The organism is Microbispora rosea, assembly GCF_900156315.1.
Taxonomy (GTDB): Bacteria; Actinomycetota; Actinomycetes; order Streptosporangiales; family Streptosporangiaceae; genus Microbispora; species Microbispora rosea.
Map to the genome: position 1 here is coordinate 168,466 of NZ_FTNI01000012.1, position 22,991 is coordinate 191,456.

The window sequence follows — 22,991 nt, forward strand, 5'->3', positions numbered from 1 at the left end:
CAGGCCGTCCCTGGCAACCTCCGGCGCACCGGGGCATGGTGAAGGGCATGGTGAAGGGTGTGGACAGAACCGAACTGGCCGACTTCCTGCGTCACTGCCGCGCCCGAGTCGCCCCTGCCGACGTGGGGCTGTCGCACGGCGCGCGGCGGCGCACCCCGGGACTGCGCCGCGAGGAGGTCGCGCAGCTGGCGGGCATGTCCACCGACCACTACACGCGGCTCGAACAGGCCAGGGGCTCGCACCCGTCCCGCCAGATGCTCGCCGCCGTCGCCCGCGCGCTGCGGCTGACCGGCGACGAACGGGACCACCTCTTCCACCTGGCCGGCGAGGAGCCGCCGCGGGACCGGCCGGCCACGGAGCACGTCCGGCCCGGCCTGCTGCTCATCCTCGACCGGCTGATCGACACGCCCGCCCAGGTGGTGAACGACCGCGGCGACGTCCTCGCGCAGAATTCGATGGACAAAGCACTTCACGGTGACGCGTCCGCCCGCCCCGAGGCGGAGCGCAACGTCATCTGGCGCTACTTCACCGACCCGTCCGCGCGGGAGCTCTTCCCTGCCGCGGACCGTGACCACGCCGCCCGCACGGCGGTGGCGGATCTGCGCGCCACCTCCGCCCGCCGCCCGGACGACGCCCGGCTGGCAGAGCTCGTACGCCGGCTCCGCGCCCGCAGCGAGGAGTTCTCCGCGCTGTGGAACGCCCACGACGTCGCCGTACGCCGCGCCGACGTCAAGCGCTTCCAGCATCCGGTCGTCGGCCTGCTGGAGCTGGACTGCGAGGTGATGCTGAGCCCGGAGCACGACCAGCGGCTGGTCGTCTACACCGCCCGCCCGGGCAGCGAGTCCCACGAGCGGCTGGAGCTGCTGCGCGTGGTCGGCCTCCAGGACATGATCCGCGGCTGAACCACGAGACGTTCGTCCCCGTCCGAAGGGACGGGGACGAACGCGGGCCGTCAGGAGGCGGCGTCGATGGCGTTCTTCGTGGTGGGCTCGGCGCCGTTGACGCTCGCGCCGTCCTTGGCCGCGGCGGGGGCGCCGCCGGCCAGCAGGGAGCGGGCCAGGCCGAGGCCGGTGCCGCCGAGCGTGAGCGCCTTGGCCAGCATCTCCTCGATGCCCTGGGCGCCGTTGAGCACCACCATGTGGTCGACGTTGCCGAACGCCTTGGAGCCGGCCTCCACGATCTGCGGCCAGTTCTCGGCGAGCTGCTGGGCGATGACGGCCTCCTGGTTCTCGCGCAGCGCCTCGGACCGGGCCCTGATCGCGTCGGCCTCGGCCAGACCCTTGGCCTTGGCGGCCTCCGCCTCCGCGAGACCCTTGGCCTTGGCCGCCTCGGCCTCCGCGAGACCCCGCGCCTTGGCGGCCTCCGCCTCGCCCAGACCGGTCGCCTTGGTCGCCGACGCGGCGGCCTCACCGCGCACCCGCACCGACTCGGCGTCGGCCGCCGCCGCCTGCTTCACCTGGGACGCCTGGGCCGCTGCGCGCAGCTCGGTCTCCCTGGCCTCCGCCTCGGCCTGGGCGATGCGCGCGTCGCGCTCGGCCTGGGACAGCGTGACGGTCTCGTACGCCTTGGCGTCGGCGGGCTTGCGAACCTGCGACTGGAGCCGCTGCTCGGCGAGCTGGGCCTCCAGCTCCGCTGCCCTGGTCTCCTGGACGACGACCTCCTGCCGCGCGGTGGCCTCCGACAGCGGTCCTGCCTGCCGGGCCTTGGCCGCCGCCTGGTCCACCTCCGCCTGGTATCCGGCCTGCTGGATCTGCGACTCGCGGACGGCGGCGGCCTTCTTGGCGGCCGCGACCTGCTCGGCCTCGGTGGCCTCCTGGTCGCGCTGGGCCTCGGCGATTCGGGCCGCCGCGGCGATCTTCGCGGCGTGCGGCTTGCCGAGGTTCGTGATGTAGCCGGTCTCGTCCTCGATCTCCTGGATCTGCAGCGAGTCGACCACCAGGCCGAGCTTGCTCATCTCGTCGGCCGCGGAGCTGCGGGTCTCGCTGGTGAGCCGCTCGCGGTTGAGGATGAGGTCCTCGACGGTCAGGTTGCCGATGATCGAGCGCAGGTGACCGGTGAACAGCTCGTGGATGGCGCCGTTCATCGAGTCCTGCTGGTCGAGGAAGCGCCGGGCGGCGTTCGCGATGCTGGTGAAGTCGTCGCCCACCTTGTAGATGATCACACCGCGCACCTGGACCGGGATGCCCTGCTGGGTCACGCAGTTGACCTGGAGGTTCGTGGCCCGGCTGTCGAGCCGCAGCCGCCGGGCCGTCTGGAAGCCGGGCAGCACGGCGGTGCCCTTGCCCGTCACGATCTTGAAGCCGAGGCTGTCGGCCAGCTCGTTCTTCGTGTGCGCACCGAGACCCGAGATGATCAGTGCCTCGTTCGGTTCGGCGACCCGCCAGATGGCCTTGAACAGGAGGATGAGGACGATGACGGCGACGACGGCCACACCGCCCACGACCAGGATCTCCGTTGACATGGGAGCCTCCGTGTGGTGGGGGGAAAGGAGTGGAGGAGGGAGCGAGTCAGACGACCGCGCGAGCGACATAGACGGTGCGCGGGGGCGAATACTCCACGACGACGACGATGGACCCCACCGGGATCTCCTCGTCCGGAATGCTCGGATAGGCGTAGAACGCCTCGACACCCCCGCGGATGGGCACCATCACCTCGCCGACAAGGCCGGGGCCGATCCTGCCCGTGACCCTGCCCTGTCTGCCGACCACCCGCGTCACCCCGTCGTTTTCACCGCTCCTGGCTGCACCGCGAATGCGCAGGTTACCCCGTATCACCGTGCCGTGACAGAGCCGTTTTCCGTTCCCAGCCCCGCCGGCCGCGCAATTCGCCCTACTTCGCACCATCACCTGGCAGAACGGGGAGATCACTCCAGAAGTTCCGTCAGGCGGGACGATCCGTACACGACTACTGGGCCGGCGCGGCGGGCTCCCTCTTCCCGGGCCGGCGGAGCCGGGTGAAGGCCCAGGAGACGTCGGGCTCCACCGCCCACCGGAACGCCCTGCGCACGGGGGACGTGCAGAGCAGGGCCGCGAGGACGATCCCGAGGACCGCCATGGCGGTCACGCCGAGCGGGTTGACGAGGACGTCGTGGAAGCGCTCGGCGACCTTCACGGCGAACCCGTGCAGCAGGTAGGCGTACATCGTGGCGCCGCCCAGGCCGGTGAACCAGGTGCGGCGGCTCGGCGCGACCGCCAGGAACGCCGCCACCAGCAGGGCGCCGGCCGCCAGCAGGGCGAGCCGGATCAGCGTGCCGGTCAGGTCGTCCACGCCGATCTGGTGGTTGGAGTGGCGCCAGCGGATCCACTCCGTCGGCACGAGCGTGTGCACGGCGAACGCGGCGGCGAGGGCCGCCGCCAGGACGGCCCCGCCCGCGATCCTCGCCCGGCGACCGCGCAGGAGGTCGAGGTGCTCCGGAGTGAGCATGAGGCCAAGCACGTAGAACGGCAGCAGGCCGAGGGTGCGGTTCATCGACAACTCGTCGGGCAGGGCGCTGGTGCCGGACAGCAGGCACAGCCCGACCGCGATCACCAGAGGGTGGCGCAACTGCTGCCAGACCGGCGTGGACAGCCGCCACAGGAACAGCGACATCAGGAACCAGGTCAGGTAGTACGGGTCGAGCAGGCTGATCTCGAGCTTGCCGTACAAGAAGAAGCGGGGCAGCGAATAGGCCACCTCGAAGATGACGTACGGCACCGCGAGGCCGCTGATGAGCTTGCGCGCCTTACCCGGAGAAAACGTGAAATTACGGGACAAATAGCCGCTGACGACGATGAAGAGCGGCATGTGGAAGAGGTAGACGAAGAAGTAGAGCGCATGCGCCGCGGGGACGTCCCGCAGATCCTCGACGAGATGCCCGGAAACGACGAGCACGATGGCCAGGAACTTGGCGTTGTCCAGCAGCGGGTCGCGGACGGCGGACCTGCCGGACGGGCGGGCGGGGGCGATCACGGTCATGCGGCCGGACCCTAGTCACCCGCCGTGAGCACCGGCGCAACCGCGGGCGAACACTCCCCGAACTCTTCCCATGCCCGCCCGGGCGGATCAGGCGGCGCGGTAGCGCGTGGCGAGCCGGTGACTCTGGCCGCCGAAGGCGGCGAGCTCGGCCCGGAAGACCGCGTCCAGGAGTCCGGCGTCCTCGACGCCGGGGGCGCAGACGGTCTCGCCCAGCTCCAGGCCGCGCAGGCTGGCCGTGACGACGTCGTCGGCGCTCATGCGGGGCACGGCGCTCAGGTCGAGGCCCTGACGCTCGTGGAACTCGGTGGCCACCACGCCGGGGCACAGCACCTGCACGGCGACTCCCGTGCCTTCGAGCTCCGCGCTCAGGGTCTGGGACATCGCGACGAGGTGGGCCAGGGTCCCGGCGTAGACGGCCCTGCGGGGCATCTGGGAGTGCGGCGCGGGACCGCTGAAGGCGATCATCCCGGCCACGTTGACCACCGCGCCCTCGCCCCGCTCCCGCATGCCCGCGACGGCGGCGCGGGTGAGCATCGTCGGGGCGACGACCTTGACGTGCACGAGTTCCCTGGCCTTGCCGGCGGGGAGCTCGTCGAGCGGCATGTAGTGCGACACCCCGGCGTTGTTCACGAGCGTGGTCAACGGCTCGGCCGCGCAGATCTCGGCGACCGTGTCGATGCCCTCGTCGGTCGACAGGTCGGCGGCCACCGTCCGCACCCCGACCTCGGGGTGCGAGGCGGCGAACTCCTCCAGGCGCTCCTTCCGCCGGCCCACGATCACCAGGTCGTGGCCGAGGGCCGCCAGCCGCTCGGCGAAGGCCCTGCCGATTCCCGAGGTGGCGCCGGTGACGAGTGCGAGCGTGCTCATGACTGCTGTTCCCTTTCCCTGCCCGGCCGCGGGGGCCGGAGTGCGGCTCTCGTGGAGCCGGGTCGTGTTCCGCATCCGTGACTCCAGGATGCGGAGACGACCGGGTGAGCAGCCAGATGACCCGTCTTCCTGGGACCGCCGATACCAGGCAGGGCGCGCTTGCGGGCGGGCAGCCGACGGCGCTTACGGGCGGACAGCCCGCCGGCGCTCCTTCAGGCGGACAGCCCGGTGGCCGCCAGGCTCGCGTCCCACAGGGCGGCGGCGAGGGCGGGGTCCGACATCCTCTCCGGCGCCCGTACGGGAGCGTTCTTGACGAAATACCGGCCCGGGTGATCGACGCCGTCGGCGTGGGTGGCGAGATGGACGATGCGCTCGGCTCCGGCCTGCGGCGGCTCGCCCATGCCCGGGAGGAGCCACACCAGCTTCATGAAGAACGTGCCCTCGGCGAACGAGGTCTTGAGCACCCCGGGGTGGAGACACGTGGCGGCCAGGCCCCGCTCGGCGAGCGACACGGTGAACAGCGCGTTGGCCTGCTTGGAGTCGCCATACTGCAGCCAGCCGTTCCAGCGCCGCCGCTCCCTCGACAGGTCGGCCGGGTCGAGGCGGCCCGTCTTCCCCGCCCGGGACGAGGTGGTGACGACCCTGGCGGACGACGCCGTGAGCCGGTCGAGCAGCAGGTTCGTCAGCAGGAACGGCGCCAGGTGGTTGACCTGCATCATCCACTCGTTGCCGTCCGCGGTGGTCCGGCGGTCGGGCGTCATCACGCCGGCGTTGTTGACCAGCACGTCTATGCGCTCGTACCGCGCCAGCAGCTCCGCCGCCAGCCCGCGCACCTCATCGAGGGAGGAGAAGTCCGCGAGGAGCGTGTCCGGACGGCTGCCGCCGGCCTGCTCCGCGCGGTCCGCGACGGCGCGGAGCTTCTCCGGGGTACGTCCGACGAGCACGATTTGGTGACCTCGCCGGGCGAGATCAAGGGCAGAAGCTGCACCGATTCCGGCACCAGCCCCAGTGATCACTGTAATCATCAGTTCCTCCCACTGCGCCAGAACTGTATCGGTGCTAGCCTTCTGTGCGATCTTCCGGAGGTGCATTCCCCCATAAATGCGGCGCGAGCCTCCAGCAATGCAGGAGTGGCTATGGGTTCGAGAAACCGGTCGATTCGGTTCAAGATCTTCTTGTTGCTGCTCCTGCCATTGCTCATGTTGAGTGCTATGTGGGGATTTGCCCTAAAACTCACGGTCGGGGACGGCCTCGTCCTCCTGAACTCCAAGACGCTGTACGACACCATTGGAGTGACCTCCACCGACCTGGGCACCCAGATCCAGGCCGAACGCGCGCTGACCGCCGGCGTCCTCAGCAGCGGCCAGACGACGTCGGCCGCGCTCACCGCCCAGCAGGCCAAGACCACCGCCGCCGCGGACAGGTTCAAGAAGTCCGCCGACGACAGGGCGACCCGCAACGCCATGAGCGACGAGCTCCTGGCGCCCATGGAGTCCCTGCTGTCCTCCCTCGAACGCCTGCCCACGATCCGGGAGGGCGTCTCGCTCGGCAGGACCGACAGGCTGACGGCCATCACCTCGTACAACACGATCATGGACGACCTGTTCGCGCTCTACGAGCGGCTCGTCTCGGTGCCCGACCTGGCCACCTTCCAGCAGGCCAGCGCCATGCAGGGGATGGGCAACGCCCACGAGATGATCACTCGTGAGGACGCCCTCGTACGCGGGGCGCTCGCCAGCGGCACGATGACGGGCGCCGAGCAGAACGCCTTCAGCGAGTGGGTCGCCACCCGGCGGTTCCTCTACGGCAAGAACCGGCCGGTCCTCAGCGGTGACATGCGGGCGCCGTACGAGCAGGTGCTCACCTCGCCGCTGTTCGAGCGGTTCACCGCCCTGGAGAACCAGATCGTCAACCAGGTGCGCTCCGGCGGCCCGCTCCCCGCGGACGCCGAGAAGTGGTCGCCGACCGTCGACCAGATGATCCTCCGGCTCGACTCGGCCCGGGTGAAGGCCTCGGACGCGCTCAACGTCTCCGCCACATCGGTCGCCACCGGGATCATGCTCCGCATCCTGGTCGCCGGCGGGCTCGGCCTCATAGTGATCGTCGCCACGATCATCTTCTCCGTCCGGTTCGGCCGCCGTCTCGCCCGCGACCTCGCCGGGCTGCGCGACGCCGCGCTCGAACTCGCCGTCTCACGGCTGCCGCAGGTCGTCGACAAGCTGCGGCGGGGCGAGGACGTCAACGTCGAGGCGGAGGCGCCCCCGATCAAGGCGACGGGCTCCAACGAGGTCGAGGACGTCGCGCGCGCGTTCAGCTCCGTCCAGCGCACGGCGGTGGAGGCCGCCGTCGGCCAGGCCGCCCTCCGCCGTGGCGTCAGCCATGTCTTCCTCAACCTGGCCCGCCGTAACCAGACCCTGCTGCACCGCCAGCTCACGCTCCTCGACACGATGCAGCGCCGTGCCGAGGACCCGGAGAGCCTGGAGGACCTCTTCCGGCTCGACCACCTGACCACCCGCATGCGCCGCCACGCGGAGAGCCTGATCATCCTGTCCGGCTCCGCGCCCGGACGGGCATGGCGCAAGCCGGTGCCGTTGATCGACGTGGTCCGCGCCGCGATCTCCGAGGTCGAGGACTACACCCGCGTCTCGACGGCCCCGATGCCGAACGTCGCCATCGCCGGCGCGACCGTGGCCGACGTGGTGCACCTGATCGCCGAGCTGCTGGAGAACGCCACGATCTTCTCGCCTCCGCAGACGAGGGTGGAGGTGCGCGGTGAGGTCGTCGCCAACGGGCTCGCGGTGGAGATCGAGGACCGCGGTCTCGGCCTGACGCCCGAGGAGTACGACGAGATCAACGCGCGGCTCGCCGACCCGCCGGAGTTCGACCTGGCGGACAGCGACCGGCTCGGGCTCTTCGTCGTCGGCCAGCTCGCCGCCCGGCACGAGATCGGGGTGGTCATGCGCGGCTCGCCGTACGGCGGGACGACCGCGATCGTGCTCATCCCCCGGACCCTGGTGGTGGAGGAAGGCTCGCCCGCGGCGCTGGCGGGTCCGCCCCCACGCGGCGCCCACGCGAAGCCCGCGCTGGCGGCCGGCGGTCACGACACCGACATCTCGCTCAACGACACGCTCCAGGCCGACCTCGGGCTGCGCGGCTCCGCCGCCGGTGAGCCCCGCGAAGGCCGCACGCTCGTCGGGGAGATCGCGAAGGACGTCCCCGACGGCGTCCTCGAAGGCGTCCCCGGAGACGCTCCCGGAGAGGCTTCCGGGAAGACGGAGGACCGGGAGGAGCGCACGGGCGCGTCCGAGCCGTCCCCGTTCTTCACGCCGGCCGCCCTGCGGACCGAGGCCGTGCCCTCCGCCACGCGCGACGACCTCTCCTCGCGGTCTCCCGGCTCCGGCTTCGAGAACCCGCGCCAGGCGGCCGTTCCCTCCGCTTCGCCCTCCGTCGTCCCGTCCGCCGAGCCGGCGACCGCCCCCACAGGGGTGGCGGCGAACGGCCTGGCGCAGCGGACGAGCAGACAACGGGCCAGAGGCCCCGTCTCCAACGGCACCCACGCCGGCCTGCCGCGCAGGGTTCGCCAGGCCAACATCGCCCCGCAGCTTCGCACCCAGTCCCAGGAGACGGGTCCGCAGACGCCGCCGCTGTCCGCCCCGACCGTGGAAGAGCGGTCGCCGGAGGAGGCCAGGGCGATGTTCAGCGCCTTCCAGCGCGGCGCGCTCAGAGGTCGGGAGGACTCCGATCAGCCGGGTGGGGCCGCACCCGGCGACCACGCACACAACATGCACGGCGAGAAGGGTGACGAATGACCGGCAAAGCGACGTCGACCGGCGAACTGAACTGGCTGCTCGACGATCTCATCGGCAGGGTCGCCGCCGTCCGCCAGGCGGTGATCCTCTCCACCGACGGTCTCGTCGTTGGGGCCTCCCAAGGGCTGAGCCGGGAGGACGCGGAGCACCTGTCCGCGGTTGCCGCCGGGTTCCAGAGCCTGGCGCGGGGGGCGGGACGACACTTCGGCGGAGGCGAGGTCAGGCAGACCATCGTGGAGATGGAGGCCGCCTTCCTGTTCGTCACGGCCGCCGGCCAGGGCACCTGCCTGGCCGTGCTGGCCGCCTCCGACGCCGACGTCGGGCACATCGCGTACGAGATGGCGATGCTGGTCAAGCGGGTGGGCCAGCACATCTCCACCAACCCGCGGCGGATCTCCCCATGAGATGGGTGGCCACATGACGGGACCCCAGTGGATGGACGAGGAGGCCGGGCCGTTGGTCCGGCCCTACGCGCTGACGGGGGGCCGGGCGCGGCACTCCGGGGCCAAGCTCGACCTGATCACCATGGTGACCAGCACGGGCTCACCGAGGGACGTCCCCGGCATTGGCCCCGAGCAGCGGCGGATCCTCGAGATCGCGCGCAGAGGCGCGTCGGTGGTGGACATCGCGTCCGACATCGACCTGCCGCTGGGCGTGGTCCGCGTCCTGATCGGGGATCTGCACGACCTCGGACTCGTCGACGTACGAGATCCGGGCAAGGTGGCGCCGCTGCCAAGCGAGCGCATTCTCAAGGAAGTGATCAATGGCCTTCGCGCCCTCTGAGGAGCCGGTCGCCCTCAAGATATTGGTGGCCGGCGGCTTCGGCGTCGGCAAGACCACGCTGGTCGGCGCGATCAGCGAGATTCGCCCCCTGCGCACCGAGGAGGTGCTGTCCGACCGCGGCGTCGACGTCGACGACATCGACGGCGTTGAAGGCAAGACGACCACGACGGTGGCCATGGACTTCGGCCGCATCACCATCAGGGAAGGACTCGTGGTCTACCTGTTCGGCACCCCCGGACAGGAGCGCTTCTGGTTCATGTGGGACGAGCTGTCCTACGGCGCGCTCGGGGCCGTCGTACTGGCCGACACCCGCAGGCTGACCGACTGCTTTCCGTCGATCGACTACTTCGAGCAGCGCGGCACGCCGTTCATCGTCGCGGTCAACTGCTTCGACGGCGCCGACCGGCACGAGCCCGAGGACGTGCGGATCGCCCTCGACCTCGACCCCGACGTCCCCGTCCTGCTCTGCGACGTACGGCGCCGCGCCTCGGCCAAGGTCGTGCTCGTCACGCTCGTGGAGCACGCGCTCAAGATGCTGACGGCCGCCCAGCGGTAGCGCCCCGCCCGGCCCTGGGGTAATCGGTGTAGCCCCGCGTGTCGCCGCCGTAGAACGTGGCGCTGTCGGCCTCGTTGACCGGGGCGTGGTTCTGCCAGCGCCACACCAGGTCGGGATTGGCGATGAAGGCCCGGCCCACGGCGACGAGGTCCGCCTGACCACTCCGCACGCGTCGGCGAGCGGTTTTCTCGTCCGTCACGGGCTCCCAGCCGTCGTTGACGATGAGCGGGCCGCCGAACCGCGTGCGGAGGTCTGCGAGCAGCAGGCTGGACGGATCGCCGATGGTGTGCAGGTACGCCAGGCCCAGCGGCGCGATCCCGTCGATCAGTGCCCCGTACGTCGCGGCCGTCTCGGCCGGATCGTCCTCGACGGCGCCGTGAAGGTTGGCCGCCGGGGAAATGCGGATCCCCACCCGCTCGCCGCCGATCGCCTCGGCCACGGCATGGGCCACCTCGATGACGAACCGGGCTCGTGCCGTGGCGGAGCCGCCGTACGCGTCGGTGCGCCGGTTGCTGGAGGGTGCGAGGAACTGGTGGAGCAGGTAGCCGTTGGCGGAGTGCAGTTCGACGCCGTCCAGGCCGGCCTCGACGGCCGAGCGCGCCGCATGCGCGTACTCGCCGATGACGGACGCCACCTCCGCCGTTTCCAGGGCGCGGGGCACCGGATGCGGCTTGAGGCCGCGCGCGGTGAAGATCTCGCCGGGCGCGGCGACGGCGCTGGGAGCGACGGTTTCGTGGCCGTCCTTGTTGTCCGGGTGGGCGATGCGCCCGGTGTGCATGATCTGGGCGACGATGCGGCCGCCTTCCTCGTGCACGGCGTCCGCGACCCTGCGCCATCCCTCGATCTGCCGGGACGTGTGCAGGCCGGGCGTGTTCAGGTAGCCCTGCCCGGCCGCGCTGGGCTGGACGCCCTCGGTGATGATCAGGCCCGCGGTCGCCCGCTGCCGATAGTAGGTCGCGGTGATGTCCCGCGGTACGCCCGCTGTCCCGGCCCGGTTGCGGGTCATGGGCGCCATGGCGATGCGGTTGTCCAGCGTCCACGTGCCGACGGTCACCGGCTCGAACAGGTCTGGCATCGAATTTTCTCCTTGTGAGTGGGATGGGTGCCGCGTAACGGGATGGACGAGCACGCGGCGAACCGAACGTCAACGGGTGGCGGAGGTACCGGTGGAGGGGACGGATCTCGTGACCATCACCGCGACGAGGACCAGGGCGAGAACGAAGAGCCCTCCCGCGGCCAGGAAGGCCGTCCGGTAGCCGTGCAGGTAACCGTCCATCGGGACGGCCTGGATCCACTGCCCGGATGCGGACCGCCGCCCGGCGAGGTAGCCGTTGAGCGCCGCGACATAGAGGGTGTTGAGCAGCGCCGGGCCGAGTGCTCCGCCGATCTGCTGGGTGGTGTTGATCGTGGCGCTGGCGACCCCGGCGTCCCGCGCCTCGACGCTGGACAGCACGATCGTGGGCAGGGCCAGGAAGAACAGGCCCAGGCCCAGGGCGGTCAGGATCTGGGGTCCCAGAACGCCGGTGAGGTAGGTCGAGGAACTGTTCAAGGTGGCCAGCCAGAGCATGCCGGCCGCGGCCACCGCGATGCCGCCCACCATCAGAGCCCTGGGACCCAGACGGGTCACCAATCCCGCCCCCAGCACCGAGGCGGCGACGATGCCGCCGCTGAAGGGGAGGAAGGCCAGTCCCGCCTGCAGCGGCGTATAGCCGAGGTCGACCTGGAGGTAGTAGGTCAGAAACAGCAGCATGCCGAACATGCCGGCGCCGGTCAACAGGGAGGCCAGGAGCGATCCCGCGCGGTCGCGGTGCCGTACGACCCGCAGGGGCAGCAGCGGGTGTGCGGCGCGCCGTTCGACGGCGACGAAGGCGGCCAGCAGGACGACCCCGGCCGCCGGCAGGGCCAGGACCGCTCCGATGTGCCGGCCCGCTCCCTCCGCGGCTTCGGTGAAGCCGTACACGAGAGCCACCAGACCACCCGTGACCAGGACGGCTCCCGGGATGTCGTAACGGCGCCGGCCCTCGGCCCGGCTCGCGCGGATGGCCGGCACCGCGGCGAGTGCCGCGACCAGGGCGATCGGAGTGTTGATGAACAGGCACCAGCGCCAGTCGGCGTACTGCGTCAACACACCGCCGAGGATCAGACCGGCCGCTCCGCCACCGCCCTGGAGGGCGCCGTAGACGCCGAACGCCTTCGCGCGCTCCCGGGGATCGGTGAAGGTCACGCTGATCAGTGACAACGCGGCCGGGGCGAGCAGGGCCGCGAACACTCCCTGAAGCGCGCGGGCGGCGAAGAGCGTCAGCCCGTTGGGGGCGAGGCCGCCGAGCACGGAGACGGCGGCGAAACCGACCAGCCCGATCAGGAAGACCCGCTTGCGGCCGGCGAAGTCCGCGATGCGGCCGCCGAGGAGCAGCAGTCCACCGAAGGCCAGCGTGTAGGCGGTGACCATCCACTGCCGGTCCGCGTCGGCGATGCCCAGCTCGCGCTGTGCGTGGGGCAGTGCGATGTTCACCACGGAGGCGTCCAGCACCACCATCAGCGTCGCCAGGGAGATCACCGTCAGGGCGGCCCAGCGGCGCGGATCGGAGTCGCGGGTGCCCGGCTGCTGCCGCGTACTACTGGAGTCGGTGGTCATCGAAAAGTCCTCACGAGTTACGGGATCGGGGCGGCTCCCGGGCCGCCTCGGCGCGAAGACCGGGCACGCAGACGGGAGCAGGCAGAGGCCCAGGGCGGCGGTCCGGCCGGCCCGCAGGCATGGTCGAGAGTGACCCGCCCCCTGCTCCCGTTGCAATTTCTCATGCCGTTTCGGCAAGCTGGTCGGCATGGACCAGCTCAAAGACGTCCTCGCCGCCGTCGGGCCGAAGCTGCGTGACCTGCGCAAACAGCGCGGTGTCACATTGGCCGACCTGTCACGGACCACCGGCATCTCGGAAAGCACGCTGTCGCGGCTGGAGAGCGGAAGCCGCCGGCCAAACCTGGAGCTACTGCTCCCCCTGGCCCACGCCTACGGCGTCCCCCTTGACGAGTTGGTCGGCGCCCCGCGCACCGGCGACCCGCGCGTGCATCTGCGCCCGGTGCACCGCCTCGGCATGACCTTCGTCCCGCTGACGCGCCGGGCCGGCGGCATGCAGGCGTACAAGCTGGTCATCCCAGCAGGTCACGACGAGGTCGAGCCCGACCTGAAGACGCACGAGGGCTATGAGTGGCTCTACGTCCTCGAAGGCCGGCTGCGACTGCTCCTCGACGACCGGGATCTGGTGCTCAAGCCCGGCGAGGTGGCCGAGTTCGACACCCACGTCCCCCACTGGCTGGGGTCGGCCGACGCGCGCCCCGTCGAACTGCTCGTCCTGTTCGGTCCGCAGGGCGAACGCGCCCACTTGCGTGCCCGTCCCGCCTGAAGCGACGTCGCGCACCGGCCGGCGCCCCGGACCGCCGCGCGCTCGATCACGGGTTTTCACCAGTGGCGGGCCTCTTGCACCAGCCGGTCCCGTACGAGGGTGACCTGGCGGCGTTCGGGCGCGCCCGCCCTCTGCGCGAGGAAGCCGGTGTTGATGGGCGGGTCGTCCGGGTCGAGGAGCGCCACGAGTTCACCGGCGCCGAGTTCGCCGGCACACAGATAGCGAGGCAGCACGGTGATCCCGGCTCCGGCGACGACGGCCGACAGCACACCGCGCAGATCGGGGACGACCACCGCGGGCGACCTGGTCAGGCGCGTACGGAAAACGTGGCGCCAATACCGGCGGAGGATGGGCACATCCTCGGCATAGGCGACCAGCGGGGCATCGTGCAGCGGCCCGGGGTCGTCGCAGCCGACAGGCCCGATCCGGTCCGCCCAGACAGGCGCGGCCACCAGCACGAACTCCTCGTCCATGAGCGGTACGGCTACCACGGTGCGGCCCCGTGGGCGGATCGCCGAGAGAACCAGGTCGAAACGCCCCGCGCGCAGGCCCTCCAGCAGGTCGTCGGCCAGCCCGGCCGTGACTCGCAGCCGCAGGCCCTGGTCGACCAGCGGTGCCAGGGCGGGCAGGACCCGCGCGCTCAGCACCTCGGCCGGACCCCCGAGATGCACCGGCTCGGAGGACTCGTCGCCGGAGCGGCCTCGTCCGGCCACCACCGCCAGTTGGTCCAGCGGGCCCGCGACCTGCGCGGCCAGTTCGTCGGCCACCGACGTGGCGGCCACTCCTCTCGGCAGCCGTTCGAACAACTGGCGATCGAGCTGTTCCTCCAGAGCGCGTACCTGACTCGTCACGGTCGGCTGGGACAGCCCCAGCAGCGCGCCCGCCGCGGTGAAGGAACCGGCGCGATACACGGCGAGGAACGTCCGCAGCAGCATCAGATCCAGGGGCCCACCTGCTGCCCGGCCTCCCACGACAGCGACTGAGGTATCGGCCTGCCTATGGCTCATAGAGCCGATGCTATTGGTTCGCTGATGTCTGCGCGGCCTACGATCCAGCTCGTTCCCGCTGACGGGCAGCAGAACACCGTCAGCTCACCCACCTCGCCTTCTGCGAGGACCGCGGAAAAGAGCACGAGTGATGGCGAAGATTCTTTTCGTGATGAGCGGTGCGCGCCACCTGACGCTGGCCGACGGCACCGAGCATCCGACCGGCTTCTGGGCCGAGGAGTTCGCGGCTCCATACCTGGCGTTCACCGCGGCCGGGCACGAGGTGATCGTCGCCACGCCCGGCGGTGTCGTGCCGACGGTCGACCAGGCGAGCCTCGCCCCCGAGGTCAACGGCGGCCAGGACGGCACGGACGCTATCGCCGCCACGCTCCGGTCCACCGAGGAGCTCCGGAGCCCGATCGCGCTGGAAGGCATCGATCCGGCCCGGTACGCCGCGGTGTTCTACCCCGGTGGGCACGGCCCGATGGAGGATCTGGCGGCCGACGCGGACTCGGCTCGCGTCCTGGCCGCCGCCATGGACGCGGACATGCCGGTGGGCCTGGTCTGCCACGGTCTGGCCGCCCTCCTGGCCACCGGGCGCCCGGACGGCACCTCGCCGTTCACCGGCTACCAGGTCACCGGCTTCACCAAGGAGGAGGAGACCCTGGCCGGGCTCGCCGACCGGGTGAAGTGGCTCCTGGAGGACCGCCTGGTCGCCCTGGGCGTGCGATTCTCCGCAGGCGAGCCCTGGGCGCCGCACGTGGTCGTCGACCGCAACGTATACACCGGGCAGAACCCCGCCTCGTCCGCGCCGCTGGCCGCCGAACTGCTCAAGACCCTCGGCTGACCCCTGCGCCGGTCCCTGCGCCGGCTCTCGTTCCGGTCCTCGGCCTCGGCGCGATGGTCGTCTCGATGATGCAGACGCTGACCGTGCCGATCCTCGGAGTCATCCGGCGAGAACCCGCGGAGCACCTCCCCACCCGGGCGTCCCCCCTGCCCGCCGAAGGCCGGTTCACGGTGTGCTTCGCCCTGGGCGCAGGCGCGTTCGTCCTCGTCGTGCTCGTGGCCCTGGCCGGGCTGACCAACGCCCGCGCCGTCGTCCGCCCACGGCACGGAACGCGACTACCAGAAAGGTGGAAGACATGGCACTGATTCTCATCACCGGCGCATCGGACGGGCTCGGCCGCGCGCTCGCCGAAGACCTCGCCGCCAGTGGGCACCGGCTGCTGCTGCACGGACGAGACGCCCGGCGGCTCGCCGAAGTGGCCGAGGCCACCGGCGGCGAGACGTTCACCGCCGACTTCTCCTCCCTCGCCGAGGTCCGGCGTCTCGCCGCGCGGATCGCCGAGGCCCACGACCGGCTGGACGTGCTCGTCAACAACGCCGGGATCGGGTTCCACGTCGAAGGGACATCCCGGCAGCTGTCGGCCGACGGGCATGAACTGCGCCTGGCGGTCAACTATCTCGCGCCGGTGCTGCTCACCCGGGAACTGCTTGGGCTGCTTCGCCGAGCCGCACCCTCCCGGGTCGTCAACGTCGCCTCGATCGGCCAGCAGCCGATCGACTTCGACGATCCGCAGCTCGAACGCGGATACACCGACGTCGCCGCCTACTGCCGCTCCAAACTCGCACTCATCTGCCACACCCGCGATCTGGCCGAGGAACTCGAGGGGAGCGGTGTCACGGTGAACAGCATTCACCCTGCCACGTACATGCCGACGGCCATGTCCAGGAGATCCGGCATGGAGGTCGTCGACGCGCTGGAGAAAGGGGTGGCCGCCACCCGGCGTCTGGTGGACGCGCCGGAACCGGCCGAGATCACCGGCCGTTACTTCGACGGCGAGAAGGAGGCGCGGGCCTCCGAAGAGGCGTACGACCCGGACTACCGCCGCCGCCTTCGCGAACTGACCCGGAAGATGGTGGCGGACGTCTGACACCCCGGCCGGACGCGCTCCTGCGGCGGCCGGGAACCGCCCCGGCGCCTCCGACGACCGCCGCTCACGATGGCGGCGGCCGCCCGGCGCCGAGCGACCCGGCGCGTTCCCGCTACTTCGCGCCGTCCTCGGACAGGGTGTGCGCGACGAGGGCGTTCGCATGACCGTGCCCCAGCCCATGCTCGGCCTTGAGCCAGGAGACGAGTTCCATGTGCTTGGTCAGCGGGGAGCTGCGGATCAGCTCCTTCCACTCGGCGATCGGCCGGCCGTACTTCTTCTCGATCGAGGGGAAATAGCTGGCGGGGCCCTTCACGGCTTCGGTCATACGATGTCCTGTCCGTCCTTAATCATGGTCAAATGCCGCGAGCGACAGTGTGCCAAACAGCGGCACGGACGGCGTACCCCCCGGAGGTCTGAGGTCGCCCGGGGAACGGCGATGACAGGAGGACGACCATGCCCGACGGATGGGCGGCCGAGGCCGTCGCCCGTTTGGACCGGGAGCGCGAAGACGCCGGCACGACGCCGCTTCGCGAGTTTCCGCTGCCTGGGGCGTGGGGCATGCGGCTGCGGCTGAAGGACGAGTCGGCGCAGCCCACCGGTGGGCTGAAGCACCGGCTGGCCCGCGCCCTGTTCGCCCAGGCGATCACCGACGGGCGGATCACCGAGGGGACCACCGTGGTCGACGCCACCGGCGGTCCCATGGCCGTCGCCGAGGCCTACTTCGCCCGGCTGCTCGGCCTGCCGTACATCGCGGTGATGCCGAAGAAGTCCTCCGGGGCGGGCGTCGAGCGGCTCGGCGGGACGTGCAGGTACGTCGACCCGCCGCTCGCGGTGTACGAGGAGGCCGCCCGCCTGTCCGGAGAGATCGGGGGTCACTACCTCGACCACTACCGGTCCGCCGCCGAGGTCGACTGGCGCGGCGCGAGCCTGGCCGACGAGCTGTTCAGGCAGCTCGGCGAGTGTCCCCGCTGGATCGTGGTCGGGGCGGGCACCGGAGCGACGTCCGCCGCGATCGGACGCCGCCTGCGGGCCGACGGCCTGGAGGGAAGGCTGGCCGTGGCCGATCCGGAGAACTCCGCCTACTTCCCCGGCTGGGCCACCGGCGCCCCCGACTACGCCACGGGCATGCCAAGCCGCATCGAGGGCGTCGGCCGGCCGCGGATGGAGCCCGCTTTCGACGCCGAGGTCGTCGACCTGGTCGTCCCCGTGCCCGACGCCGCGAGCGTGGCCGCCGCCCGGCGCGTACGGCAGGTGACCGGGCTCGCGGTCGGCGCCGCCACGGGGACGAACCTGTGGGCCGCTCTCGAACTGATCACCCGGATGCGCGACCGGGGCGAGCGCGGCGAGGTGGTCGGCGTGATCGGCGACGCGGGCGAGCGCCACCTCGCGACCTGTCACGACGACGCCTGGGCGGCGGCCAGGGGCCTCGACTGGCGGCCGTACGCCGAGCGCCTGCGCGACCTGCTCGGCGACCCCTGACACCCCCCGCGCCTGCCCGTCGGCCTCAGCGGGCGGCCCGACGGCAGAGGGGCCGCACGCCGGGCCGTGCGGCGCCCCCGCGCCCGCACGATCCGGCATGCGGCCCTTCCGGCCGGCGGTGAACACAGCTCGGCGGTGAACCCAGCTCAGTGGTGGACACAGCTCAGCGGTGGACACAGCTCAGCGGTGGACCAGGAAGTCGCGCGCGGCGCGCCGGCCACCGATCCGGCCGCCGATCCGCCCCCTGAGCGACGGCCCCCACGTGAGCTGCGCGAGCCGTACGGCGAGCACTCCGAGGACGGCCACCTCGGCGGTCAGCAGCAGCCGTTCCACCAGGCCGATCATGACGCCGTGACCGGGCAGGGCGACGTACGTGATGGCCGCCAGGCCGAGACCGGAGGCGAGCGTCAGCCACTCCAGCGGGCGGGCGGCGGCCTTCCACCGCTCGTCCCGTCCCAGGCGGCCCACCAACTGGATCGCGGCGATGGGCACGCTCACGAAGGCCGCCGCCGACAGGGCGCCGTGGATCTCCCCCTGCCAGACGGTGCCCGACGGGACCACGGCCGCGCCGATGAGCGAGACGCTCCACAGGCCGATCAGGCGGGCGGGCCAGCCGTGCACCGGGGCGTCGAGCGCGCGCATACCGGCCAGCAGCGCGAGCGAGGCCAGGCCGAGGACGGCCATGGCCGTCTCGATGACGCCGCCCTCGTCGTGGGCGGCGTACTGGCTGATCGTCATGGAGACGGGGTCCAGGGAGGAATCCCCGCTCACCTGCGCCGCCACCACGGTGACGACCGCGAGCAGGATGCCGCCGCCGGCGAGCAGGGGATAGAGCCTCTTGACCATAAGGTGAGGATCCCGCGTACAGCCCGTTTCTAACATCCGGGACAACGCGTAGATCCCCCCGAGAAGGGGTCAGGGTCGTCTCAGGGTGGGGCCCAGAATTTCGGGTGCGTCCCTTGGAGGACGCACCCGGGGCCCCACCTCTGACGTCTACTCCTGCGCGGCCTCGTGGTAGCGCTCGCGCAGGCCAGGCGTGGGGTCCGCCTCGTAGCGCTCGGTGGCGCCCGAGTCCCACAGCGGCGGCTCCGGCTCCCCCGACAGCAGCCAGGCGGCCTGCTTGGCCGCGCCGTCCGCGACGTACTCCCCGGGGGTGGGAACGAGCACCGGACGCCCGAAGACCGTCGGGGCGATGCGGCGCACCGCCTCCGACCGCGCACCGCCGCCGATGAGCAGCACCCGCTGCGGCTCGACCCCGAGAGCGTCCAGCGCGTCGGCGAGGCCGCAGAGCATGCCCTCGACCGCCGCTCTGGCCAGGTGCTCGGGGGTGGACGTGGCGAGCCTGAGCCCGTGCAGCGACCCCGTGGCGTCGGGACGGTTCGGGGTGCGCTCCCCCTCCAGGTAGGGCACGAGCACCAGCCCGTCCGCGCCCGAGGGGGCCCGCAGGGCCAGATCGCTCAGCTCCTGGGGCGTGACCCGGAGCATCCGGGCCGCCGCGTCCAGCACCCGTGCCGCGTTCAGCGTGGCGACCAGCGGCAGGTAGCGCCCGGTGGCGTCGGCGAAGCCGGCGACACCCCCGGAGGCGTCGGCGGACGGCGCCTCGGAGACGGCGAACGCCGTACCCGAGGTGCCGATGGACACGACCACGTCGCCGGGCCGCATGCCGACGCCGAGCGCCGCCCCCATGTTGTCGCCCGTGCCCGGCGCGAGCAGAGCGCCGCCCTGCTCGGCCGTCCCCGCCTGTTCCGCGGGACCGAGCACGCGGGGCAGCTCCGGCACCCTGCCCATGGCGAGTTCGAGCAGGTCGGTCCGGTATTCACCGGTCGCGGGCGACCAGTAACCGGTGCCGGAGGCGTCGCCCCGGTCCGTCGTGATCGTGTCCGGCCGGCCGGCCAGCCGCCAGGTGAGCCAGTCGTGCGGCAGGCACACCGACCGCGTACGGCCGGCGTTGTCCGGCTCGTTGCGGGCCAGCCAGCGGAGCTTGGTCACCGTGAAGGAGGCCACCGGGACGCTGCCGACGCCCTCGGCCCACGCCTTCGGGCCGCCCAGCTCGGCGACCAGGTCGGCCGCCGCCCCGGCCGAGCGGGTGTCGTTCCACAGCAGGGCCGGCCGGACCACCTCGCCGTCCTCGTCGAGGCAGACCATCCCGTGCTGCTGGGCCGCCACGCTCACCGCCGCGACGTCCGCCAGCCCTCCCGCCTGCTCGATCGCGCTCTGCAGCGCGGTCCACCAGTGCTCGGGATGGACCTCGGTGCCGTCGGGGTGGGAGGCGCGGCCCTCGCGCACGAGGGCCCCGCTCTCCGCGTCCCGGATGACGACCTTGCAGCTCTGGGTCGACGAGTCGACCCCAGCGACCAGCGTCACAGTCGTCCCTCCGCTCTCGTCGTACCGGTCAGCCGCGCACGCCGAGGAGGTGCTCCAGCGCGAGCTGGTTGAGCCGGGTGAAGTGGAAGCCGCGGGCGGCCACCTCGTCGACGTCGATCGACTCCGCGAGGAGGTCGTCGTAGGTCTCGCCCTCGGCCAGGGTCGGCTGGGCCAGCTCGGTGAGCTTGCTGGCGGCCAGCGCCTCCTGCACCTCGGGGTCGGCGCGGAAGGCCTTCGACTTCTCCTTGAGGATGAGGTAGGTCCGCATGTTCGCGGCCGCCGACTCCCAGACGTCTTCCTTGTCCTCGGTGCGCAGCGGCTTGTAGTCGAAGTGGCGCGGGCCGTCGTAGCCGCCGTTCTCCAGCAGGTCGACGAGGAAGAACGCGCTCTTCACGTCGCCGTGGCCGAAGACGAGGTCCTGGTCGTACTTCGGGCCGTGCTGGCCGTTGAGGTCGAGGTGGAACAGCTTGCCGTGCCACAGCGCCTGGGCGATGCCGTGGACGAAGTTCATCCCGGCCATCTGCTCGTGGCCGACCTCGGGGTTGAGGCCCACCATCTCGGGGTGCTCCAGCGAGTTGATGAAGGCCAGGGCGTGGCCGATCGTCGGCAGCAGGATGTCGCCGCGCGGCTCGTTCGGCTTGGGCTCGACGGCGAACCGGATGTCGTAACCCTTGTCGATCACGTACTGGCACAGGAGGTCGAAGCCCTCCTTGTAGCGGTCGAGCGCGACCCGCACGTCCTTGGCGGCGTCGGACTCGGCGCCCTCACGGCCGCCCCAGCACACGTACGTCGTGGCCCCGAGCTCGGCGGCGAGGTCGATGTTGCGAATGACCTTGCGAAGGGCGTACCGCCGGACGTCGCGGTCGTTGCTGGTGAACCCGCCGTCCTTGAAGATCGGGTGGGTGAACAGGTTGGTCGTGGCCATCGGCACCTTCATGCCGGTCTCACTGAGAGCCTTCTTGAAGCTCTCGATGGCCTTGGTCCGGTCCTGCTCCACCGCGAGGAGGTCGTCGTCGTGGAACGTCACACCGTACGCGCCGAGCTCAGCCAGGCGGTGCACGCTCTCGACCGGGTCCAGCGGGGCCCGGGTGGCGTCGCCGAACGGGTCGCGCGCCTGCCAGCCGACGGTCCACAGCCCGAACGTGAAACGGTCCTCGGGAGTGGGGGTGTACATGTCTCGCCTCCGATTTAGTCTACGTTGTGGACTAAATATCCGATGTGAGGAGCCGCATGGTCAAGGGGGTGTGTCCGTGTTCTCAACCACCGGCAGTGGAAGATGTGATGACACAGCCCGTCGGGCGTGAGGCGGGAGTCGCGTGGAGGGTGCGATGACGCGGGCGGAAACGGCGTGAGGCGGACCGCGCGCGTGCAGGAGCGCGAGAGCTGCGGGCGGTACGAGGTGGCGTGGAGGATGCGATGACGCAGGCCCTGCGGCATGACGCGATGCGCGCCCGGAACCTGGCGCTCGTCCTCGGCGCGGTCGGCGCCCGGGGATCGGTGACCCGGGCCGCCCTCGCCGAGATGACCGGCCTGACCAAGACGACCGTGTCCAAGCTCGTCGGCGACCTCATCGAGGGCGGGCTCGTGGTGGAGACCGGCGCCGTCCGGGACGGCGAGCGCGGCAGGCCCGGGGTCGAGATCCGGGTCAGCGGGCAGCACGTCGCCGCCCTCGGGCTGGAGATCAACGTCGACTACCTCGCCGTGTGCGTGGTCGACCTCGCCCGGACGGTACGGCTGCGCCGTACACAGGCTGTGGACAACCGGGCCGCGCCCCCTGTGGATGTGATCGCGCAACTTGCGGATTTGGCCTCCGCGGTTGTGGACGAATCTGTGGAGAAGGGCCTGCGGGTGGTCGGCGGCGTGCTGGCCGTGCCCGGCCCCGTGGACATGGCCAGCGGGGTCGTCCACAACGCGCCGAACCTCGGCTGGCGCGACGTGCCGCTGGCGTCGCTCCTGCGGCTCTCCTTCCCCGTACGTGTGGAGAACGAGGCCAACCTGGCCGCGCTCGGCGAGCTGTGGTTCGGGTCGGGGCTGCCGGACTTCCTGCACGTTTCGGGAGAGATCGGCATCGGGGCGGGCCTCGTGGTCCGCGGCCGGCTCTTCCGTGGTGCGCACGGCTTCGCCGGGGAGCTCGGGCACGTCGTCGTCTCCCCCGACGGCCCGCCGTGCCGCTGCGGCGGGCGGGGCTGCCTGGAACAGTACGCGGGCCAGGATGCCCTCCTGACCGCCGCCCGGGCCGCCGCCTCGATCCGTTCCGCCACCGACGCGCCCCCGGCTGCGGCGCCCGGGAGCGCACCGGCCAGGAGCGCACCGGCCAGGAGCGCACCGGCCGGGATGCCACACAAGGAGGTGTACGAATCGTCGTCTTCGTCCGAGATGCTCCTGCCCGCGCAGCAGGGCGTGTCATGGGTGCTGTCCCGGCTCCGGGAGGGTGACGAGAACGTGCGCGCCGCCTGCGAGCGGGCGGCCTGGGCGCTCGGCGTGGCTCTGTCGTCGGCGGTCAACCTCGTGGATCCCGACGCGATCGTCCTCGGCGGCATCTACGGGCCGCTCTTCCCCTGGATCGGCCACATGGTCGCCGACACGCTGAAGGACCGCCTCGGTCAGATGCGCGGCGCCGTGCCGCCCGTGGTCGTGTCGCGCCTCGGCGCCGAGGCGGCCGCCCTCGGTGCGGCCGGGCAGGTGATCGAGCAGGTCATGGCCGACCCCGCCGCGCTCCTGCACACCTGACACGAGCACCCCGGCCGGGCGCCAAAGGCCCGTAAGAACCTGTGCCGATCTTGTCCAGCCCAGGTCGCGGCCCTGCTCCGGCGGGGTATGAGGCCGCCGATCCACAGAACGGGACGGGCGACGTTCACCCT

The 22,991-nt window shown here is 71.6% G+C and carries 23 protein-coding genes; 11 read left to right on the top strand and 12 right to left on the bottom strand.

Annotated features, from left to right (window positions below; all coding sequences use genetic code 11):
- Positions 1–59: 59 nt before the first annotated feature.
- The gene (locus tag BXA11_RS18920; protein ID WP_204053541.1) at positions 60–902 is read left to right on the top strand and encodes a helix-turn-helix transcriptional regulator; all 843 of its coding nucleotides are present in this window, start codon (positions 60–62) and stop codon (positions 900–902) included.
- A gap of 50 nt (positions 903–952) precedes the next feature.
- Here the strand turns inward: BXA11_RS18920 and BXA11_RS18925 are convergent, their stop codons facing one another.
- The 5 genes from BXA11_RS18925 to BXA11_RS18945 form a co-directional block, all read right to left on the bottom strand.
- Positions 953–2,461 (bottom strand): SPFH domain-containing protein, encoded by a 1,509-nt coding sequence (locus BXA11_RS18925; protein WP_030507700.1) that lies wholly within the window; start codon positions 2,459–2,461, stop codon positions 953–955.
- 46 nt (positions 2,462–2,507) lie between these two features.
- On the bottom strand, positions 2,508–2,708 hold the full coding sequence (locus tag BXA11_RS18930) for a hypothetical protein (RefSeq protein WP_030507699.1): 201 nt from the start codon (positions 2,706–2,708) through the stop codon (positions 2,508–2,510).
- Between the two features lie 196 nt (positions 2,709–2,904).
- Positions 2,905–3,954, bottom strand: coding sequence for an acyltransferase family protein (locus BXA11_RS18935; protein ID WP_076436231.1), 1,050 nt, complete (start codon positions 3,952–3,954; stop codon positions 2,905–2,907).
- Positions 3,955–4,041: 87 nt separating this feature from the next.
- Positions 4,042–4,821 (bottom strand): SDR family NAD(P)-dependent oxidoreductase, encoded by a 780-nt coding sequence (locus tag BXA11_RS18940; protein WP_076436233.1) that lies wholly within the window; start codon positions 4,819–4,821, stop codon positions 4,042–4,044.
- A 212-nt stretch (positions 4,822–5,033) separates the two neighbouring features.
- Positions 5,034–5,846 carry an SDR family NAD(P)-dependent oxidoreductase gene (locus BXA11_RS18945; RefSeq protein ID WP_076436236.1) on the bottom strand — a complete coding sequence of 271 codons (813 nt, stop codon included), beginning with the start codon at positions 5,844–5,846 and terminating at the stop codon, positions 5,034–5,036.
- Between the two features lie 186 nt (positions 5,847–6,032).
- On the opposite strand from BXA11_RS18945, the gene BXA11_RS18950 reads away from it, so the two are divergent.
- Genes BXA11_RS18950 through BXA11_RS18965 form a run of 4 tightly spaced genes read left to right on the top strand, consistent with a single transcriptional unit; the run spans position 6,033 to position 9,969 of the window.
- Positions 6,033–8,630 carry a sensor histidine kinase gene (locus BXA11_RS18950; protein ID WP_076436238.1) on the top strand — a complete coding sequence of 866 codons (2,598 nt, stop codon included), beginning with the start codon at positions 6,033–6,035 and terminating at the stop codon, positions 8,628–8,630.
- On the top strand, positions 8,627–9,034 hold the full coding sequence (locus BXA11_RS18955) for a roadblock/LC7 domain-containing protein (RefSeq protein ID WP_076436241.1): 408 nt from the start codon (positions 8,627–8,629) through the stop codon (positions 9,032–9,034). Before BXA11_RS18950 ends, BXA11_RS18955 begins: the two co-directional genes overlap by 4 nt.
- Positions 9,035–9,047: 13 nt before the next feature.
- Complete coding sequence (locus tag BXA11_RS18960; RefSeq protein WP_081903487.1) at positions 9,048–9,413, top strand: DUF742 domain-containing protein; 366 nt, start codon at positions 9,048–9,050, stop codon at positions 9,411–9,413.
- Complete coding sequence (locus tag BXA11_RS18965) at positions 9,394–9,969, top strand: GTP-binding protein (protein WP_030507692.1); 576 nt, start codon at positions 9,394–9,396, stop codon at positions 9,967–9,969. The genes BXA11_RS18960 and BXA11_RS18965 overlap by 20 nt, the downstream gene beginning before the upstream one ends.
- Here the strand turns inward: BXA11_RS18965 and BXA11_RS18970 are convergent.
- Positions 9,941–11,044: an alkene reductase gene (locus BXA11_RS18970; protein WP_076436243.1), complete on the bottom strand. Its 1,104-nt coding sequence runs from the start codon at positions 11,042–11,044 to the stop codon at positions 9,941–9,943. The two genes, BXA11_RS18965 and BXA11_RS18970, sit on opposite strands and share 29 nt — an antisense overlap.
- A 69-nt stretch (positions 11,045–11,113) precedes the next feature.
- Positions 11,114–12,604 carry an MFS transporter gene (locus tag BXA11_RS18975; protein ID WP_076436246.1) on the bottom strand — a complete coding sequence of 497 codons (1,491 nt, stop codon included), beginning with the start codon at positions 12,602–12,604 and terminating at the stop codon, positions 11,114–11,116.
- 187 nt (positions 12,605–12,791) lie between these two features.
- Here BXA11_RS18975 and BXA11_RS18980 point away from each other — a divergent pair, with 187 nt between their 5' ends.
- Positions 12,792–13,367 (top strand): helix-turn-helix domain-containing protein, encoded by a 576-nt coding sequence (locus BXA11_RS18980; RefSeq protein WP_076436249.1) that lies wholly within the window; start codon positions 12,792–12,794, stop codon positions 13,365–13,367.
- Between the two features lie 56 nt (positions 13,368–13,423).
- On the opposite strand, the gene BXA11_RS18985 is transcribed toward BXA11_RS18980, so the two are convergent.
- Complete coding sequence (locus tag BXA11_RS18985; RefSeq protein ID WP_239104883.1) at positions 13,424–14,302, bottom strand: LysR family transcriptional regulator; 879 nt, start codon at positions 14,300–14,302, stop codon at positions 13,424–13,426.
- A 202-nt stretch (positions 14,303–14,504) separates the two neighbouring features.
- Here BXA11_RS18985 and BXA11_RS18990 point away from each other — a divergent pair, with 202 nt between their 5' ends.
- From BXA11_RS18990 to BXA11_RS19000, 3 genes are all read left to right on the top strand, one after another.
- Positions 14,505–15,200 carry a type 1 glutamine amidotransferase domain-containing protein gene (locus BXA11_RS18990; protein WP_076436255.1) on the top strand — a complete coding sequence of 232 codons (696 nt, stop codon included), beginning with the start codon at positions 14,505–14,507 and terminating at the stop codon, positions 15,198–15,200.
- 65 nt (positions 15,201–15,265) lie between these two features.
- Positions 15,266–15,505, top strand: coding sequence for a hypothetical protein (locus BXA11_RS18995; RefSeq protein ID WP_143734391.1), 240 nt, complete (start codon positions 15,266–15,268; stop codon positions 15,503–15,505).
- Positions 15,496–16,287: an SDR family NAD(P)-dependent oxidoreductase gene (locus BXA11_RS19000; protein WP_076436259.1), complete on the top strand. Its 792-nt coding sequence runs from the start codon at positions 15,496–15,498 to the stop codon at positions 16,285–16,287. The genes BXA11_RS18995 and BXA11_RS19000 overlap by 10 nt, the downstream gene beginning before the upstream one ends.
- Positions 16,288–16,399: 112 nt before the next feature.
- Here BXA11_RS19000 and BXA11_RS19005 read toward each other — a convergent pair whose 3' ends face one another.
- Positions 16,400–16,612 (bottom strand): DUF4287 domain-containing protein, encoded by a 213-nt coding sequence (locus BXA11_RS19005; protein WP_030507686.1) that lies wholly within the window; start codon positions 16,610–16,612, stop codon positions 16,400–16,402.
- A gap of 128 nt (positions 16,613–16,740) precedes the next feature.
- On the opposite strand from BXA11_RS19005, the gene BXA11_RS19010 reads away from it, so the two are divergent.
- Positions 16,741–17,766: a pyridoxal-phosphate dependent enzyme gene (locus BXA11_RS19010; RefSeq protein WP_076436262.1), complete on the top strand. Its 1,026-nt coding sequence runs from the start codon at positions 16,741–16,743 to the stop codon at positions 17,764–17,766.
- 180 nt (positions 17,767–17,946) lie between these two features.
- Here the strand turns inward: BXA11_RS19010 and BXA11_RS19015 are convergent, their stop codons facing one another.
- The 3 genes from BXA11_RS19015 to xylA form a co-directional block, all read right to left on the bottom strand.
- Positions 17,947–18,612, bottom strand: a complete 666-nt coding sequence (locus BXA11_RS19015) for a DUF998 domain-containing protein (protein ID WP_076436265.1) — start codon at positions 18,610–18,612, stop codon at positions 17,947–17,949.
- A gap of 147 nt (positions 18,613–18,759) precedes the next feature.
- Positions 18,760–20,130 carry a xylulokinase gene (xylB, locus tag BXA11_RS19020; RefSeq protein WP_076436267.1) on the bottom strand — a complete coding sequence of 457 codons (1,371 nt, stop codon included), beginning with the start codon at positions 20,128–20,130 and terminating at the stop codon, positions 18,760–18,762.
- A 28-nt stretch (positions 20,131–20,158) separates the two neighbouring features.
- Complete coding sequence (xylA, locus tag BXA11_RS19025) at positions 20,159–21,304, bottom strand: xylose isomerase (protein WP_076436270.1); 1,146 nt, start codon at positions 21,302–21,304, stop codon at positions 20,159–20,161.
- A gap of 242 nt (positions 21,305–21,546) precedes the next feature.
- Here xylA and BXA11_RS19030 point away from each other — a divergent pair, with 242 nt between their 5' ends.
- A complete protein-coding gene (locus BXA11_RS19030; RefSeq protein ID WP_076436273.1) occupies positions 21,547–22,860 on the top strand; it encodes an ROK family transcriptional regulator in 1,314 nt (437 codons plus the stop codon).
- Positions 22,861–22,991 lie beyond the last annotated feature (131 nt).